The sequence below is a fragment of the Leptospira brenneri genome (assembly GCF_002812125.1).
GTDB lineage: Bacteria > Spirochaetota > Leptospiria > Leptospirales > Leptospiraceae > Leptospira_A > Leptospira_A brenneri.
The window spans coordinates 345,132-360,939 of sequence record NZ_NPDQ01000003.1; the positions used below are offsets into that span (position 1 = coordinate 345,132).

At 40.7% G+C, this 15,808-nt stretch carries 13 protein-coding genes; 4 read left to right on the forward strand and 9 right to left on the reverse strand.

Translation table 11 applies throughout. The features are described from left to right. Position 1 precedes the first annotated feature (1 nt). Positions 2-853, forward strand: a complete 852-nt coding sequence (locus tag CH361_RS08270) for a tetratricopeptide repeat protein (RefSeq protein WP_100790343.1) — start codon at positions 2-4, stop codon at positions 851-853. Further along, the gene (locus CH361_RS08275) at positions 838-2,664 is read left to right on the forward strand and encodes an AAA domain-containing protein (RefSeq protein WP_100790344.1); all 1,827 of its coding nucleotides are present in this window, start codon (positions 838-840) and stop codon (positions 2,662-2,664) included. The genes CH361_RS08270 and CH361_RS08275 overlap by 16 nt, the downstream gene beginning before the upstream one ends. A gap of 3 nt (positions 2,665-2,667) precedes the next feature. Here the strand turns inward: CH361_RS08275 and CH361_RS08280 are convergent, their stop codons facing one another. Continuing rightward, positions 2,668-3,321 carry an adenylate/guanylate cyclase domain-containing protein gene (locus CH361_RS08280; protein WP_100790522.1) on the reverse strand — a complete coding sequence of 218 codons (654 nt, stop codon included), beginning with the start codon at positions 3,319-3,321 and terminating at the stop codon, positions 2,668-2,670. A gap of 189 nt (positions 3,322-3,510) precedes the next feature. On the opposite strand from CH361_RS08280, the gene CH361_RS08285 reads away from it, so the two are divergent. Beyond that, complete coding sequence (locus CH361_RS08285) at positions 3,511-3,915, forward strand: DoxX family protein (RefSeq protein ID WP_100790345.1); 405 nt, start codon at positions 3,511-3,513, stop codon at positions 3,913-3,915. Between the two features lie 197 nt (positions 3,916-4,112). Beyond that, positions 4,113-5,174, forward strand: coding sequence for a DUF6242 domain-containing protein (locus CH361_RS08290; protein WP_100790346.1), 1,062 nt, complete (start codon positions 4,113-4,115; stop codon positions 5,172-5,174). 160 nt (positions 5,175-5,334) lie between these two features. On the opposite strand, the gene CH361_RS08295 is transcribed toward CH361_RS08290, so the two are convergent. From CH361_RS08295 to CH361_RS08330, 8 genes are all read right to left on the reverse strand, one after another. After that, entirely contained in the window at positions 5,335-5,850 is a 516-nt protein-coding gene (locus CH361_RS08295; protein WP_100790523.1) for an Lsa16 family lipoprotein adhesin, read from the reverse strand. Between the two features lie 10 nt (positions 5,851-5,860). Further along, positions 5,861-7,111 carry a hypothetical protein gene (locus CH361_RS08300; RefSeq protein ID WP_100790347.1) on the reverse strand — a complete coding sequence of 417 codons (1,251 nt, stop codon included), beginning with the start codon at positions 7,109-7,111 and terminating at the stop codon, positions 5,861-5,863. Positions 7,112-7,119: 8 nt separating this feature from the next. Continuing rightward, positions 7,120-7,707, reverse strand: coding sequence for a c-type cytochrome (locus tag CH361_RS08305; RefSeq protein ID WP_100790348.1), 588 nt, complete (start codon positions 7,705-7,707; stop codon positions 7,120-7,122). After that, positions 7,704-8,270 carry a DUF3341 domain-containing protein gene (locus CH361_RS08310; protein WP_100790349.1) on the reverse strand — a complete coding sequence of 189 codons (567 nt, stop codon included), beginning with the start codon at positions 8,268-8,270 and terminating at the stop codon, positions 7,704-7,706. The genes CH361_RS08305 and CH361_RS08310 overlap by 4 nt, the downstream gene beginning before the upstream one ends. Before the next feature lies 1 nt (position 8,271). Further along, positions 8,272-9,645, reverse strand: a complete 1,374-nt coding sequence (nrfD, locus tag CH361_RS08315) for an NrfD/PsrC family molybdoenzyme membrane anchor subunit (RefSeq protein ID WP_002974485.1) — start codon at positions 9,643-9,645, stop codon at positions 8,272-8,274. Positions 9,646-9,663: 18 nt separating this feature from the next. Further along, positions 9,664-12,792 (reverse strand): TAT-variant-translocated molybdopterin oxidoreductase, encoded by a 3,129-nt coding sequence (locus tag CH361_RS08320; protein WP_208861417.1) that lies wholly within the window; start codon positions 12,790-12,792, stop codon positions 9,664-9,666. A gap of 24 nt (positions 12,793-12,816) precedes the next feature. After that, positions 12,817-13,329, reverse strand: coding sequence for a cytochrome c3 family protein (locus tag CH361_RS08325; protein ID WP_100790351.1), 513 nt, complete (start codon positions 13,327-13,329; stop codon positions 12,817-12,819). A gap of 263 nt (positions 13,330-13,592) precedes the next feature. Next, entirely contained in the window at positions 13,593-15,671 is a 2,079-nt protein-coding gene (locus CH361_RS08330; protein WP_244279709.1) for a methyl-accepting chemotaxis protein, read from the reverse strand. Positions 15,672-15,808: the final 137 nt, after the last annotated feature.

The following is a 15,808-nucleotide window of genomic DNA, read 5'->3' on the forward strand; positions in this document are numbered from 1 at the left end:
AATGAGTTCTTTTTTTTCCTTAATCCGTGAAGCGAAACTCCTGGAAGAGGAAAAGGAATTCACGCGGGCCTTTAACGTTTATGCAGAAAGTGAGTCGCATACAACGAATGAATCTTCTCTCATCAAAATCAAAGCCAAAAAGGCTTGGTGTTTGTATGCAGTAGGAAACCCCAAAGAAACAGAAACTCTCTTTCAGGATATCATCCAACATTACCCTTCGCATCCCTTAAGTATCACAGTATACTCTCGTTATCTGATTAAATTAAAGAAATTTAAATCGGCCAAGGTTTTACTCCAAAAAAGTATTCTCCAATTTCCTTCCTATTTAGAAAATTACCTACTCCTTGCTTCTCTTCTAAAAGATATGGAACGTTCCGAGGAAGCCATTGGAGTTTTGAAAAAAGCTCTTTCTCAGGAACACTTAAGTAATGGTCGAGGAATTGATAGAAAAGACATTTGGGCCGAACTTGGATCTTTGTATTTTTCAAGGGGAGATTTTAACTCAGCTCTTGCCTCTTTAAAAAAATCTCTCAAAATGGTGGAGCCCGAGGAATTTCTTTACTATGATCTTTTGGCACTTTGTTACTTGGAAGCAGAAGATCAAGAAAATGCACTGACTTCTATCAGAACTCATATTGAATACTGTAAAGAAATTGATCCAGAAACACTCATTATCTTAGCAAGGGCACATTGTAGGTTAGGAAAGTTAGAAGAAGCTGCCAATAATCTCATCCAAGCCTACTCCATTGAAGATTCCTTATACTTAAAAGCTGCTGACTTTATAGACTTTGCACCATTACTTAGAAATGGTTTTTTTACAACCTTGGAGAACATTGAATGGGAAGAACCATAAAACAAGAGTTTGGTTCATTAAAAGAAGAAATTCTAAATGTAAAATTGATTCTAACAAAAGAACGTGAATATGAACGTTCTTTGTTTTTAGAAAAAGCAGGCGATACTAAAATCATCAAAACTGCAGAATTGGAAGATTTACGTTTTGTTGCAGGAAATACCTGGAGAGCAGACTTTCAAATTTCCCCTTCCAATAAAGCAAAAGAATGGTTAAAACCAGGGATTCCTGTGCTCCTTAAATGCGAAACGGAATCCATATTTGGAAATATCTATAAAGCATCAGACACTTCACTCACTGTTCAAATTCGAGGAGATTACGAATGGGAAGAGAGTGAGTTCCAAATTTCAAAATGGTTCCAAGAGTCAACTTATGATTTGTATAACGATATCATTACCAAAGTATTGACCGATAACAGTAGTGATTCTCATAAAAAATTAAATTGGATTTTAGGTTTTGGACTCGGTGAAAAACCAACCCCTCCCAAATCCATGATAAACCAATCACCTCTAGACAGAATCTTTCAAATGAATGATTACGGTGTCATCTTTGGTCCACCAGGAACTGGGAAAACCAGCTTACTCATGCGGGCTGTCCTGGAAATCAAAGCACGAAAAGAATCCGTATTAACACTTTGCCCCACTAATTTTGCTTGTGATTATATCGTAGAGCTTGCTCTAAAAAAAGGAATTAAAGTCATTCGTTTGGGTAACTCTACCAAAATTAAAGATGAAGTATTACCACACCATATTGATCACCTCATCCAAACTCATCCTGACCAAAAACAAATTCACAATTGGCAAACAGAACTAAAGGTTCTCCAAAAGAAAACAAACTCTTGGAAACGTAACTTTGGAAAAGAGGAAAGAGAAGAAAGAAAAGCACTGAGACAAGAAGCTAAATTTTTACTATCTACCATTAGGGAAGCAGAATCCAATATCCGAACCAAATTACTAGATGATGCGGAACTGATCGTATCCACTTTTTCTGGTTTTGGGAATGAATGGGCAAAAGGAAAAGTTTTTGATTATGTATTTGTGGATGAAGCTACACAGAGTTTAGATCCTGGATGTTATATGGCTTTATACTCTGGGAAAAAAACATTTTTTTTTGGAGACCCAAAACAACTTGGTGCTAGTTATTCCCACCCGGAACATGAAGCCGTCCATAGCTTTCTGGAAAAAGCGGTGGCTTTTGATTCTGGAGAACGAATCATTTTTTTAGAAAAACAATTTAGAATGAAACCGGAAATCTTGGGATTTCCCAACCAAACCTATTACGAAAGTAAAATCCTCACGCATCCCGAAGCTACCTGGACAAAGGATACGAACATTTCCGAAGTTTTTGGTTCGAATCCTCCTATCCTATGGATTGATACTGCAGGAAGTGATTCAGAAGAAGAAACAGAAGGAGAAGAACCTAGTTTTTTCAATCATACAGAAATCCAATTGGTATCGAAACTATTCAACTTAGGAATCGAAAAAAATCAAACAACAGTAATTTCACCTTACAGAGGACAAGTGGAAAAACTGATTCAGGAATCTAAAGGAAACTGGGTTACACAAACCATTGACTCCTTCCAAGGTAGAGAATCCGAAATTGTAATCCTTAGCCTTGTTCGGTCCAACCAAGATGGGGAAATAGGTTTTTTACTCAATCCCAAACGTTTGAACGTGGCCTTAACCAGAGCCAAGTCACATTTAATTGTCATTGGAGACTCTGGAACGCTTTGCCAAAACAAAGAATTCCAAGACCTTTATTCCTACATTGAATCGAACGGGGAAATCCGTTCCATTTATGAATTTATGGACTAAAACCTACAGCACAACCCACTTCGATTCTTCCAAAGTATAAACCAAACGGTAAGCTCCATCAGAACCAGGAGGGATTTCCGTGATCGGTTCAAAATCAAAATCAGTAGTTTCATCGGCATTTTCTTTGACAGCACTGGTTACGAGGATTTCCCAAGCTTTGGCAGTATCCTCACCTAACTTTGATGCTGCGTTGACTTCAGATCCAAATACGTCTGTATCTCCAATCTTTAAAATCTTTCCATACCCAAGTCCCACACAAAGTAAAATCTGTTCTTCTGCACTTCTTCCTTCATTATATCTTTTACAAGCCTTCTGCATGTGGATGGCACATTGAATTGCTTTGTTGGTATTACGAAAAAGAACCATAAGGCTATCTCCTTCGTCTTTCATCAAAATTCCATCGAATTCATCCAGAACAGGAATTAGGATTCTTTGTGACTCGTAAATGGTCTGTAAAAAATGGATGATCCCAAATTTAGCAACCCCACGGGAAAATCCAGAAAGGTCTGTGAACATCACACACCATGTTTCCCCAAAAAGATCCCAAATTCGTTTATCAATAAATTCTTGGTTGGATCCAGGTATCAGTCTTTCTTCTAAAAGTTTTTCCAATCTTTCTTCGGATGCGGAGGTAGCAATGGCTCGTTTTTGTCCCATGCGAGCGAGTATAACAACAAAAAGGAGAATGTCAAGAAACGTAAAAACAAAAGGTAGGCAACGCCGGCTCAAGATTTAGTTTCATGCGGAATCTAGTAACATAAATTTTTTATTTTAAATTTCTATTGATCACATTCCATTCTATTTGTTTTTCTGACTAAACCAATTGGTAAGGAAATAGGAGATTGTATGAACGATATCAAAAGTTCGCGAACATCGTTTTGGGTGGGATGGGTTTTAAGTGGCCTTGTGATTGCTTTTTTGCTCTTCGATGCTTGGGGCAAACTTGCCGAACTTGAAATTGTATTAAAGAGTATGGTTGAGTTAGGTATACCAGTCTCTCTTTCTGTAACCATTGGAACCATCCTTCTTGTGATCACCATCTTATATGCGATTCCGCAGACTTCTGCCCTCGGTGCCCTTTTACTTACAGGATATTTAGGTGGCGCTGCGGTGATTCATCTTCGTGTAGGAAATCCACTTTGGAGCCATACTCTATTTTCAGTTTATGTAGGAATTCTTCTTTGGGTGGGTCTTGCCCTAAGAAATTCAAAAGTAAAAGACTTGTTCTGGGGTTTTCCAACAAAGAAATAAATTCCCCTCAAGGAAACATAAATCCTTTTTTCACGAACTATTGGATCATTAAGGTATTTATGTTTCCGACAAACAACTATTCTTCTCCAATATACTAAACAAAAGCACAAACAGTTGGGTATAAACCCTTCACCTAACTTCTAATTCTATTTTTTTTACTGTAATACAAAAAACATAAAATAGAAATTCAGTTAGCTATGTTAGACAAACAAAAAATCAGATTACCGATTCTTTCACTGAAATTATATTTTATTTCCCTGGTTTACCTTATCTTTACTTACAACTGCAATCCAAATCAAAACACCAGTCGCTTAACTGACGTAATTAAGATAATACTTCTCAGTAATGCGATAAGCACTTGCGAAGATGATCCCTTACTTTGCACTCTCTCCGAATTCCAATCTGCACCCGCCACTGAATTAAACGAGTGGCTTGGCTTACAATATGCAAATGGTCAATTCGTAGCGGTAGCTTCTGACGGAACAAACCAAGTAATGCGATCAACCGATGGTAAATCCTGGAGTCCTCATTCTGCTTCCGCTAATGCTCAATGGCGCTCCATCACGTATGGCAATGGAATCTGGGTTGTCGTCTCTAACAATGGACAAAGACTTATGACTTCGCATGATGGAATCGTTTGGACAAATCGAATAATGACACAGGAAAATTATACATCGGTCAAATTTGCCAATGGAAAATTTATAGCAGTCTCCACGGGAACCACGTGGGCGATATCCATAGACGGAATTACCTGGACAAATATAAATTCTCCTTCCGTAGAAGACTGGAATGACCTTATTTATGGAAATGGAATTTGGGTTGCTGTCTCAATAGGAAGCCGTAAACTTGCGACCTCTTCAGATAACGGGATCACTTGGACGACACACCACTCCCCAGGATTGGTTGACGACTTAACTTCTATTACCTTTGGGAAGGGAGTCTTTGTCGCCGTAGCTAGATCAGGGATCCGTCAAATCTTAGTATCATGGAATGGAGTAGATTGGTTCTCTTACGCTGGGCATGATGATGGCTATTGGGAAGAAGTGCATTATGCTAACGGACTCTTCATCGCATCCGCAAGTGGCGGATCAGGTAGTCGGATTATGAGTTCTACCGATGGACTTTTTTGGACCAGTAGAATCCCCACTGCACCCAATCCGTACAAAGCCATTGGTTTTGGAAACGATACTTGGGTCATTCTAGCAACAAATGGAACTCTGGAATCTCGAGTCCAATGGGCCACTTGGAAAAAGAATTAGAGAATTATATCCTTAAAGATTCTATAGTTTTTTCATAAGATTCACAAAAGAAAAGTCCTCTATGGAAAAAACAAAAAAAAAGACCCTTGGTTTCCCTTGGGTCTTTTTTACGAATAGTCGGTAGAAATTTTCACCCACCAAACATATCTTAGTAAAATTCTTAGTTTTGTTTGAGCATGTTTTTGTTTACGTAAGGAACTTCTTCCAAACCTTTTGTTAGGTCAGAAAGCGGGATCTTATCTTTTGGAAGATCCTTTAAACTTCCATACTCGTACCCTCTTGGATAGTGTTCTTTGTCTGTTGGGCTGTAAAAAGGATTATATTCCTTTACGAGTCCTTTGGAATATCTCCAAACACTATTTTCTGGGTTTTGGCTCACAACAAAACAACGAGGACTCATATAACCTTCGTTTTTTGCCGTTTGCACTTTGATAAAGTACTTTGGTGCCCATACGTTATGATTACGAGAACCAAATACCTTTACCACAGTTCCAGTCGGAACAAATTCCACCACTTTCGAGTTAGAATCTGCTTCGGAATACAGAGGAACCGTAAAATCCAAACTTGCTTTATTCGTTTTGGCATCACAATTTTTATGCCAAACTACTTCCGCGTTTTTGGAACAAGCTGTGAAACTTGCACCAATGATCATCAGTAATACAATTTTGTTTTTCAATTCCATTCTCCTATTGGTTGTGGTGGAGGCATTCACTCAATCGAGGATCTCCCACCGGAACTAAGCTGTGTTTTTCCAACTTCTTGAAGATAAAGAAACCGAAAATTCCCACCACACCCACTGTTCCACCAAATGCTAGAACGAAGTGAAGGATCGAAAATTTTTCAAAGTTTGCAGGGAATACCAACCAGAAAAGTTCGAAGAACTGAGTCACAAGAATCCAAGTAGCAATTTTCCAAAGGAAGTTGATGTCTCGTTTGTTGGGACGGTTGAGTAAGAGAAGAAAAGGAATCACGAACTTCACAAATGGAAGTGCGAGAGTTGCATAACCCCATCCACCAGTCATACGCATTTCATAAAAGAAAGTTTCTTCTGGAATGTTTGCATACCAAATGAGCATGAACTGTGAGAAACCCACATAAGCCCAGAAAGTCGTCATCCCTAAAAGGAATTTCGCAATGTCATGGTAATGGTTTTCATTCACTGCTTCGCCAAGGAATCCGTTTTTCTTGAGGATTGCGATGACAATCAAGTAAGAAGCAAGGGATGTTTGGAAAGCTCCTGCAAATGCATAAACACCAAACATAGTGGAGAACCAGTGTGGAGTGAGTGACATGAGAAGGTCAAATGCCATAAAACACCAAGACAACGCAAAGAAAAGGATGAACCCACCAGAAATCTTTGCCAAAGTTTTGGTTGTATCAACAACCTTATCTTTGTCCTGGCCAACTGATTTTCCATGAAAGATATAAGCAAAAATACTCCAAACACCAATGAAAAGCACACAACGAATGATAAAAGCCGTTGGGTTTAAGTATCCAGACTTGTGGTGGATGAGGTGATCGTTTTCACGAACAGTAGCATCTGCCCACTCATAAAGATCATGCATTCCAAAGATCACACCAATGAGGAGAAGTCCTGCAATGGGAGTGAAAAGTCCGTAAGTTTCAAAAAGTCTTCGAACTGTGACAGACCAATGAGACCCAGTTAAGTGTTGGATTGCTGTAAAGAAAATTCCTGTGATGGCAAGACCCACAACAAAGTAAGTTCCAATGAGTAAAACATGGTAACCTAAGTTAGTGTGATGGAAATGACCTGCTTCGTCCATGTGACGAGATGTTTCATGACCGAAACCGAGGAAAGCGATGAGAAAACTCACCACTCCCACTCCGATCATGGCAATGAGGGCATTACGAACGGTTGCCGGCAGTTTGAACTGCAGTAATGTTTCGTCTAGTTTAGCTGCTTTTGTCGAGCTCATAGTTTCCCCTAGTTCGCCTTTTTATTTTGAACTTCATATTCTTGAAGTTTTCTTATGTAAGCAATGAGCTTCCATCTGTCTTCTGGTTCGATTTGGTAAGCATAACTTCCCATAAGTCCACGACCCATAGTGATGATATGATAAATTTGTCCATCGGACCAACCTTTGATCTTATCGGAAACAACAGAAGGAGGTGATTGTTGGAACCTAGGTGCAGGACCTACAACTGTTCCATTTCCTAAACCTTGTACCCCATGACATGGAGTGCAATAAGTTTGGTAACGTTTTTCACCAATCATTAAATCACCTAAGTTTGCTTTGGCGATTGGATTTTTTAATCCTTTGTCTGCTCCAGGAAGAGTGTCAGGAGTAGCTTCTGCTGCATACGGATACGGAAAGTAACCTACAGGAATTGCACCTTTGGGTGGAATTCTGGAAGCAGAACCGTTGGTCGCAAAAGAATCTGCTTCTTGCGACTCACGTGCAGGAGAATCATACATACTAGGAAAGTATTCATAAACGGGAGTTTTATAATCGCAATTCACGAGAACAAGGAGTCCCGCCACTGCTAAAACTCGAAAGATGTTTTGTTTCATTTTTGGTTCTCCGGTTTTACCACGGTTACTTCCGATCCACCAAGGCCTTTTACGAAAGAAACAACTTCTGATTCGTTATATCCTTTAGCAGATTTAGGAATCCAAAGACCAAACCTATGTGATGTCAAATCCGGATGAAGGATACGACGGGTTGCTTTGGGAATACCGCTTAGAAAACATAGTGTAGCTACAGTGTAAATCCCTGCAGAAAATACAGTTAATTCAAAGATGATTGGCACATAGGCAAACCATGCATTGAGAGATTTTCCAGAGATATTGAGAGGCCAGTCATGGGCATGAGTGAGATATTGAAATAAAATCCCAATCGTGCATCCAAAGATACCTGCAAAGAAAGTGACCCAAGGAAGTCCAGATCTTGGAGTTCCCATCGCTTCATCAATCCCGTGAACAGGATAAGGAAGGATACAATCAAATCCTTTGTAGTCTTTTTCTTTGGCTTTCTCAGCCGCGTGCATGATTGCTTCCGGAGTCTCGAAAATTCCGAGAACTCCTTCATCCATTTCTTTATATTTGTGAAACTGTTCTAATTTTGGAAGATACATACTAGTGGTGTGCTCCTTCTTTTTGTGGCATCACAGTTTTTACTTCAGCAATCGCAATCACTGGCATAATTCGGCACCAGAGAAGGAAGAGCGTAAAGAAGATACCGAAAGTTCCGATTAACATTGCATAGTCGAAAAGAGTTGGTGTATACATCGCCCAACTGGACGGTAAGAAGTCTCGGTTGAGTGTCATCATGATCACAAATCGTTCAAACCACATACCCACGTTTACCACAAGGGAAGCCACAAACATCACTGGGATATTGTAACGAAGTTTGCGGAACCAGAATACTTGCGGTGACAATACGTTACAAGAAATCATGATAAAGTACGCCCAACCGTAAGGACCAAATGCTCTGTTCCAGAATGCGAACACTTCGTATTCGTTTCCAGAATACCAAGCGATGAAAAATTCTGTTCCGTAAGCAAGACCTACGATAAGACCTGTTACCATCATAATCTTGTTCATGTTGTCCAAGTGTTTCATGGTGATGTAGTTCTTAAGATTGAATACTTCACGAGCAATGACCATCAGTGTTACCACCATAGCGAAACCGGAGAAAATCGCACCGGCAACAAAGTATGGAGGGAAGATGGTCGTGTGCCAACCAGGAAGGATGGAAACCGCGAAGTCAAAAGATACGATGGTGTGAACCGAAAGAACGAGTGGAGTGGAAAGAGCTGCGAGAATCATGGAAACGATTTCCAAATGAGACCAAGATCTTGCCGATCCTACCCAACCAAAAGCAAGAACGTTGTATAAGTTCTTTCTCCAAGTTTCCGTAGCACGGTCACGTAGTGTTGCTAAGTCAGGAATGAGTCCTAAATACCAGAACACCATAGAGATGGAAAGGTAAGTTGATACCGCAAACGTATCCCAAATCAGTGGGGAACGGAAGTTCACCCAAAGTGGACCTCTTTCGTTTGGATAAGGAAAGAGCCAAAACCCGAGCCAAGGACGACCAACGTGAAGGATGAGGTTCGATGCCGCAACGAGTACGGCAAAGATGGTCATCGCTTCCGCGGCACGGTTAATCCCTGTTCTCCAACCTTGACGGAAGAGGAATAGAACCGCAGAAATCAAAGTTCCTGCGTGACCGATACCAATCCAGAATACGAAGTTAACAACGAAAAATCCCCAACCTACTGGGTTATTGATCCCGAGTAAGTAAAGACCTTCATAAAACAAATAACCAATGATGGCTACGTCGATCAGGGTGATCGTAAGAACCAAAAGAAAAGTATTCCACCAAAGTTTGGTAGGAAAATCTTCGTTTGGTTTTGCGATATCAACGGTTACATCTTTAAGCGACTTCCCGCCTGTTACCAGGTCGGGGATATCTAATTTATCTCGAACTGCTTGTGCTAATGACATTCCCTTGTGTTCTCCCTGTTAAACGTCGTTTCGAACACGAGTCAGATAGTTGACAGCAGGTCCGATGTTTAGGTATTCCAGAAGTTTGTAAGACCTAGGGTCTTTCAAGAGCTTCGCTACTTTTGATTCAGGATCGTTTACGTTACCGAACACAATGGAATTAGAAGAACATGTTTGTTCACATGCTGCTTTTACTTCCCCATCTCGAAGAGTTCTTCCTTCGTTTTTCGCTGCGATTTTTTTCTCAGCAACTCGAGAAGCACAGAAGTTACATTTTTCCATAACCCCACGAGAACGAACGGTGACATCTGGGTTCAGACCAAGATTTCTTGGAGGGCGAGCCTTAAAGGTAGGTGTTGCTTCTCCAAGTAAGTTGTGTTCATTCCAATGTTCCAACCAGTTAAAACGACGCACTTTGTAAGGGCAGTTGTTTGAGCAGTAACGAGTTCCCACACAACGGTTGTAAACCATATCATTGGTTCCTTCCGAACTGTGAACAGTTGCAGCTACTGGACAAACTGTCTCACAAGGAGCGTTGTCACAATGTTGGCACATTAATGGTTGGTGCGCAATTTCAAGTGATTCTGGTTTTTCAGGATCACCGATGTAGTAACGGTCAATACGAAGCCAATGCATCTCACGACCCATTCTTACTTCGTCACGTCCTACCATTGGCACGTTGTTTTCAATATTACATGCAACAACACAAGCACCACAACCAGAACAAGAAGTAAGATCCACAGCCATACCCCATTTGTATCCTGGGTATGCAAATTGGCTTCCTGGTTGGTCAGAAGGAGCATTCGCACCTTGTGCTCGTTGTAATTTTCCATCGATTAAGATTTTTGGAATCTCAGGTTCAGGAATTCCTGCACTTGGATTCTTTGCATAATCTTGGAGTTTTGCGGAAATGATAAGAGGTCTTTCTTTCCACTCAACACCCATCATCACACCAGGACTCATCATGTGGTGGTCTTGTGTGGTAGCGAGTTTGTATTTCTTTCCTGTAGGAGAGAGAGTGATCGAAAGTCCAGAGTATACGAAAGATCCGTTTACTTCTGATGCAAGAATGGATGCATTTTTACCCACTCCGTTACCGATCTCACCCACACTGGTTCTTCCGTATCCAAGAGCAATTCCCACTGCTTCTGGATGAAGACCTGGTTGGACAAGTGCCGGAAGTTCGAATGATTTTCCGCCCACAGTCACTGTGACTACGTCATTCAATTTAATCCCCGACGAACGAGAGTATTGTGGGCTAATCGCAACATAATTGTCCCAAGTTACTTTTGATACTGGATCTGGAAGTTCTTGGAGTTGGGAGTTGTTTGCTCTTTCACCTGTTCCGAGAGCAGAACTTTCGTAAAGAGAAACAGTTAAACCCGACTTAGAAGCCGCAAGCGGTGCGATGGTTCCTTTGAAAGAACGACCTGCTTTGTCTGCTTTTGGATTTCCAGAAACAAGAACTCCTTTTCGGAGTAAGTCTTCCCAGTTTGTTTTTTTCGAGTATTTTGTTTTGAGGTATTCGTAGAGGGAACTCGCACCAAGGAGAGATCCACCAGCCCAAGTGATGAGCATGTCTTCGAAAGTTCTCGATTGGAAGATCGGTCGAATGGTAGGTTGTTGGATGGCAACAATCCCCGCCACAGACTCGTTATCTCCCCAAGACTCAAGGAAGTGAGAAACAGGAGCAAGCCAGTTAGAAGCAAGTGCCGTTTCATCCACTCGGTCAGAAACTTGAACTACTTGTGCTGCTTCATGAAGGAGTTTTTTCCACTCATCTCCATTCGGAGCTTCGTAAACTGGATTCACACCAAGAAGAATGACCACACCAGCCTTTCTTTCTTTTAAGTCTTTTGCGAGAGTTTTTAAATTTTCTGCGTAATTAGAACGTCCTTCTTTCAAAGGATTTCCAGCATCGATCGTTTTTCCATCGTTACCAAGCATACTGTTTAGCATGTTGACTGCGATTTGAAGATCAACAGCATCCTCAGTGAGGGTGTTGGATCCGCCAGCAACGATGATAGACTCACCTTTTGCAGAAGCAAGAGCTTTGGCTGTGCGTAAAACCACTTCTTTGGAAATTCCAAGTTCTGCCGCAGAAGTTTCTACATTAATTCCAGAAACACCGACAGCACCACCCACTCCCAAATCAGAAAGAGCTTTTGCAATCACAAGAGCAAACTTTCTTTGGTCACCAGGTTTGATTGGAACTCTTTGGTCTGCATTAGAACCCGTCATAGACGGATGAGTTTCTGCCGCAATGAAAGCATTGAAGGTCTTAGCAGTTTTATCTTGTAAGTCTCTTCTTTTAGAGAAGTCATTGTGGTAGTTTGTGTGATTTAAAAAGTCACTATCGATAGAAAGGATTACTTTTGCTTTATCGAAATGGTAGTTTGGTAAAACTGCCTTTCCGTAAGATTTCTCTTGAGCAAGAGTGATCGCATCATCAGAAGAAGCGAATGCTACTTCGATGTGTTTTCCACCACCAACTGATTTTAAGAATTCAGAAATGAACTCTCCCGTTGCCGGAGAAGAAAGAGGATTTGTGACAACAATGGTTTTTCCTTTGTTGGCATTTAGTTTCTCTTTTACATCCTTATCTAATACGAACCAGTCGCTAGACTTTGCTGATCCATTCACCACTTGTTGTGGTTCTTTGGCACGGTCAGCATCATAAAGATCAAAAATAGAAGCTTGGCCTGAAGCACAAAGAGCACCTTCCGAAATAGGATGGTTTGGATTTCCTTCGAGTTTCAAAGGTCGTCCGTCTTTTGCTTTTACAAGAACACCGCAACCAACAGAACATCCACCGCAAACTGATGCATAGTGATAAGAATGTCCATGTTTTACGAAGTCATATTGTTCTACTTCGTTATTGTCTGGGTTCTTAATGGTGAGGTTCACATAAGGAACAATTTTCTCAGCAGGTTTTTGGATACAACCAACAGTAGTCATCACTACGGAAGCACCCATAAACTTTAAGAATGTTTTACGATCGAAATCACCCTTTTTGATTTTTGCAATCAGGGGATCTGGAGATTTATAGAACTCTTGCTTTTGCAATTCACGTTCGCGAGAAGTTCCGCGAAGTTCATAAGATTGCCAAAGCGATTTTTTTTCTTTTTGGAAACTATCGTCTTTCATCATAAATTATTACTTGTCTCCCGATTATCTGTGGCACGTAGAACAATCGTTAGGAGCATTGTTCTCTCTATGGCAATCAACACAAAATCCCATATTGAGGGACTTGGACTGTCTAACCTTTACCATCTCTGCCATGTTACCGTGGCATGTGGAACAATCAACACCACGTTGTACGTGTCTTGAGTGGTTGAAGAATACAAAGTCTGGTTGGTCATGGACCTTTACCCAGGACACCGGAGTGTTACTGTCGTATTGTTCTTTGAGCCATTTAACATGTTCTTGGTTGCCCGCTACGTTACCTGCTCCATGGCAGTTCATACAAGTGGAACTTGGGGGAACTGTGGCATGGGCCGAATTTTCAACACCAGTATGGCAATACTTACAGTCGATTTTGTTATCGCCGGCATGTATCTTATGGTTGAAGGGGATGGGCTGGTCGGGTGAATAGCCCACATAACGGCTAGGTGAAAAAATCAAATATGCTAGTGCTGCAATTGCAACGATAGGCACAGAGATCTTGAGTATTTTTATATTCATTCGCAGATTTCCTGAATCCGTTTACACTGTCTTCTGACAAGGAAAGGTAAAATCAGAAAAAAAGCAAGTATGTAAGGGTTTTGGTTGCGAAAAAACATTAAAAGAGACATAATCCGAAATTTTTAATGAACTTTTCTTATTGAAACCGAGTCTCAATTAACTTGACCAAACCACCAAACAACAGTTATTTTATTTAAGAAAACGTCGAATTGATCCATGTAGGCCTTAGTTTTACAAAAGACCTAAGGCGCGATCAAAACAAATCAATGATGCGAGATCGTGAATCGTTTTGTGATCGAACGTAAAGTGTCTGCTGCATGAGAGAGGTTTTTAGAGGAAGAAGCCACCAAATCAGAACCAGAAGCAATGTGCATGGTTTCGTTATTGATCCCAAGGACTGATTCAGAAATCTGTTGGATGGCCCTTTTCTGCTCTTCTATGGCCCCTCTGATGGATTCAGACTCACGACCCACCTCAGCTGAGCGCTCATCCACCTCTTGGTTGTAACTCAACTGGGAATTGGTAGCCTCAGAAAGGCGTTTCATTACACTTTCCACTTCTGCAATGTCCCTGATGATGAGATTGAGGAGTTCCACAGAAGAGCGAATGCCTTTTGCTCCCTCCTCCAATTCCTTACTATTCTTCCCAATCATATCCTCTATGGCTTGGATGGAATGGGCTGTTTTGTCAGAAAGTTTGGAAATCTCCTCGGCAACGATGGCAAACCCACGCCCAGCTTCTCCAGCTCTCGCAGCTTCGATGGCTGCATTCAGTGCGAGTAAACTAGTTTGTTCTGAGATTTCATCAATGATGCCAATGACTTCTTTCATTTCAGAAGATGATTCCAAAATGACACCGATGACTTCTTTCATCTGGTTCAAAGACTCACCACCTAGTTTGGCTTGTTTGGTAATGTTCTCTGTATTGGCAAGTGCAGCCTTGGTATCTTTTTCAATTTGGATGGCACCTTTGGAAAGTTCCATAATCTTTTGATTAAACTCTAAGATATTATTGTGTTGTTTGGAAGTGGATACAGCGGTTGTTTCCATACTCGCGACAACCTCTTCTGTAGTGGCAGAGATTTCTTCTGATGATGCGGCTGTCCCTTGCGCCATATCAGAAAAACTAGCAGAGGATTCTCTTAAACTTTCGGATGAGGATGCGATCTCTTCGGTAACCTTTTGGATTTCACCCAGAGAACTACGAATGCTGGTAATGAATCCATTCAAAGCTAAATTCATCCTTCCGATTTCATCATCGTTGGTTAGGGTCAAACTTTCCGTTAAATCTCCCTTAGCCATTTTATCTAAAATCAGAACCGAATTTTCTAAAGGCAAAAGTCGTTTTCGTAAGAACCGAAAGATTCCAAGGACAACAAAAGCGGTAATCAAAATAACAACAACGACAGCGATGATGGCAACTTGGATGAATCCAGAATTCATATCGGATTTGGGAAGTACAACACCAATGATGGTATTCCACTCTTCCAATCGTTTGATGAGAAAAGCATAGTCTTTTCCATTTTCAGTATATTCGAAATAAGCCCCGTCTTTCGCTTCCAAAATGGGGCGGCCTTCTGGAATTTTACTTAAATCTAATTTTAGAATTTTCGATTTGTCTGGACCTGCAAAAACCACTCCCTTGGTTGTGATGGCTGTGATATAACCATTGGCTCCTACATGGATACCTTCCCCCATTCTTTTAGAAACTTGTTCTAAATTCAATGCAATCCACAGAATACCTACAAGTTTTCCTTTATCTTCAATCGGAAAAGAAACAAGACTTACCGGCAAACCAGTGATAGGTGATTCTTGGACAGAACCAATCAAAAACTCTTTTTTGAGCGCCACAACAACATGGTCTCCTGTTTTATCCTCTTCTAATTGGTATCCGATAGATCTCGGAATTCCTGCTGCAAATATTTTGGCGTTTTGGACCGGTACTGATAAAAATATATTTTCGTATTCGCCTTTGGCATCTTCCATAATCCCAACCAGAAGATTCGTTGCAAATTCTGCCTTGCCCGTTTGAAAGGATTCTATGATCTCTCTTTGTTTGGAAAGAAGTCCGGCAATCCGGAGTTGTGATTTGTAGTAATTAGAAAGTTCGGCACCTGCACTTTTTCCGGCATTTTCCATTTCCCCTCGGTATACCTTCACCAAAAGTGCCCAGTTCAAATACAGGATGAGCGCCGAGACAAGGACCGACAAAACCAAAATGGAGAGAAAGGTATAGAGACCCAAAATGTATTTTAAACTTTTCATATACAACCGTATGTGACGTGCATTCCAAAAGATTTGATGGTATTGGAAAGAACTTCTTGAAATAAATTTCCAGTTCAAAGCGTATTTTTGGTACAATTTGAAACATTGTTCAGACAGGAAGAAAAGTTCAGGGAAAGTAGAAAGAAAAGAGATTTAAGGCAAAAAAAAAGGCCCTGATTGACATCGAAGGGCCCTAAAAACCAGACTTACACAAT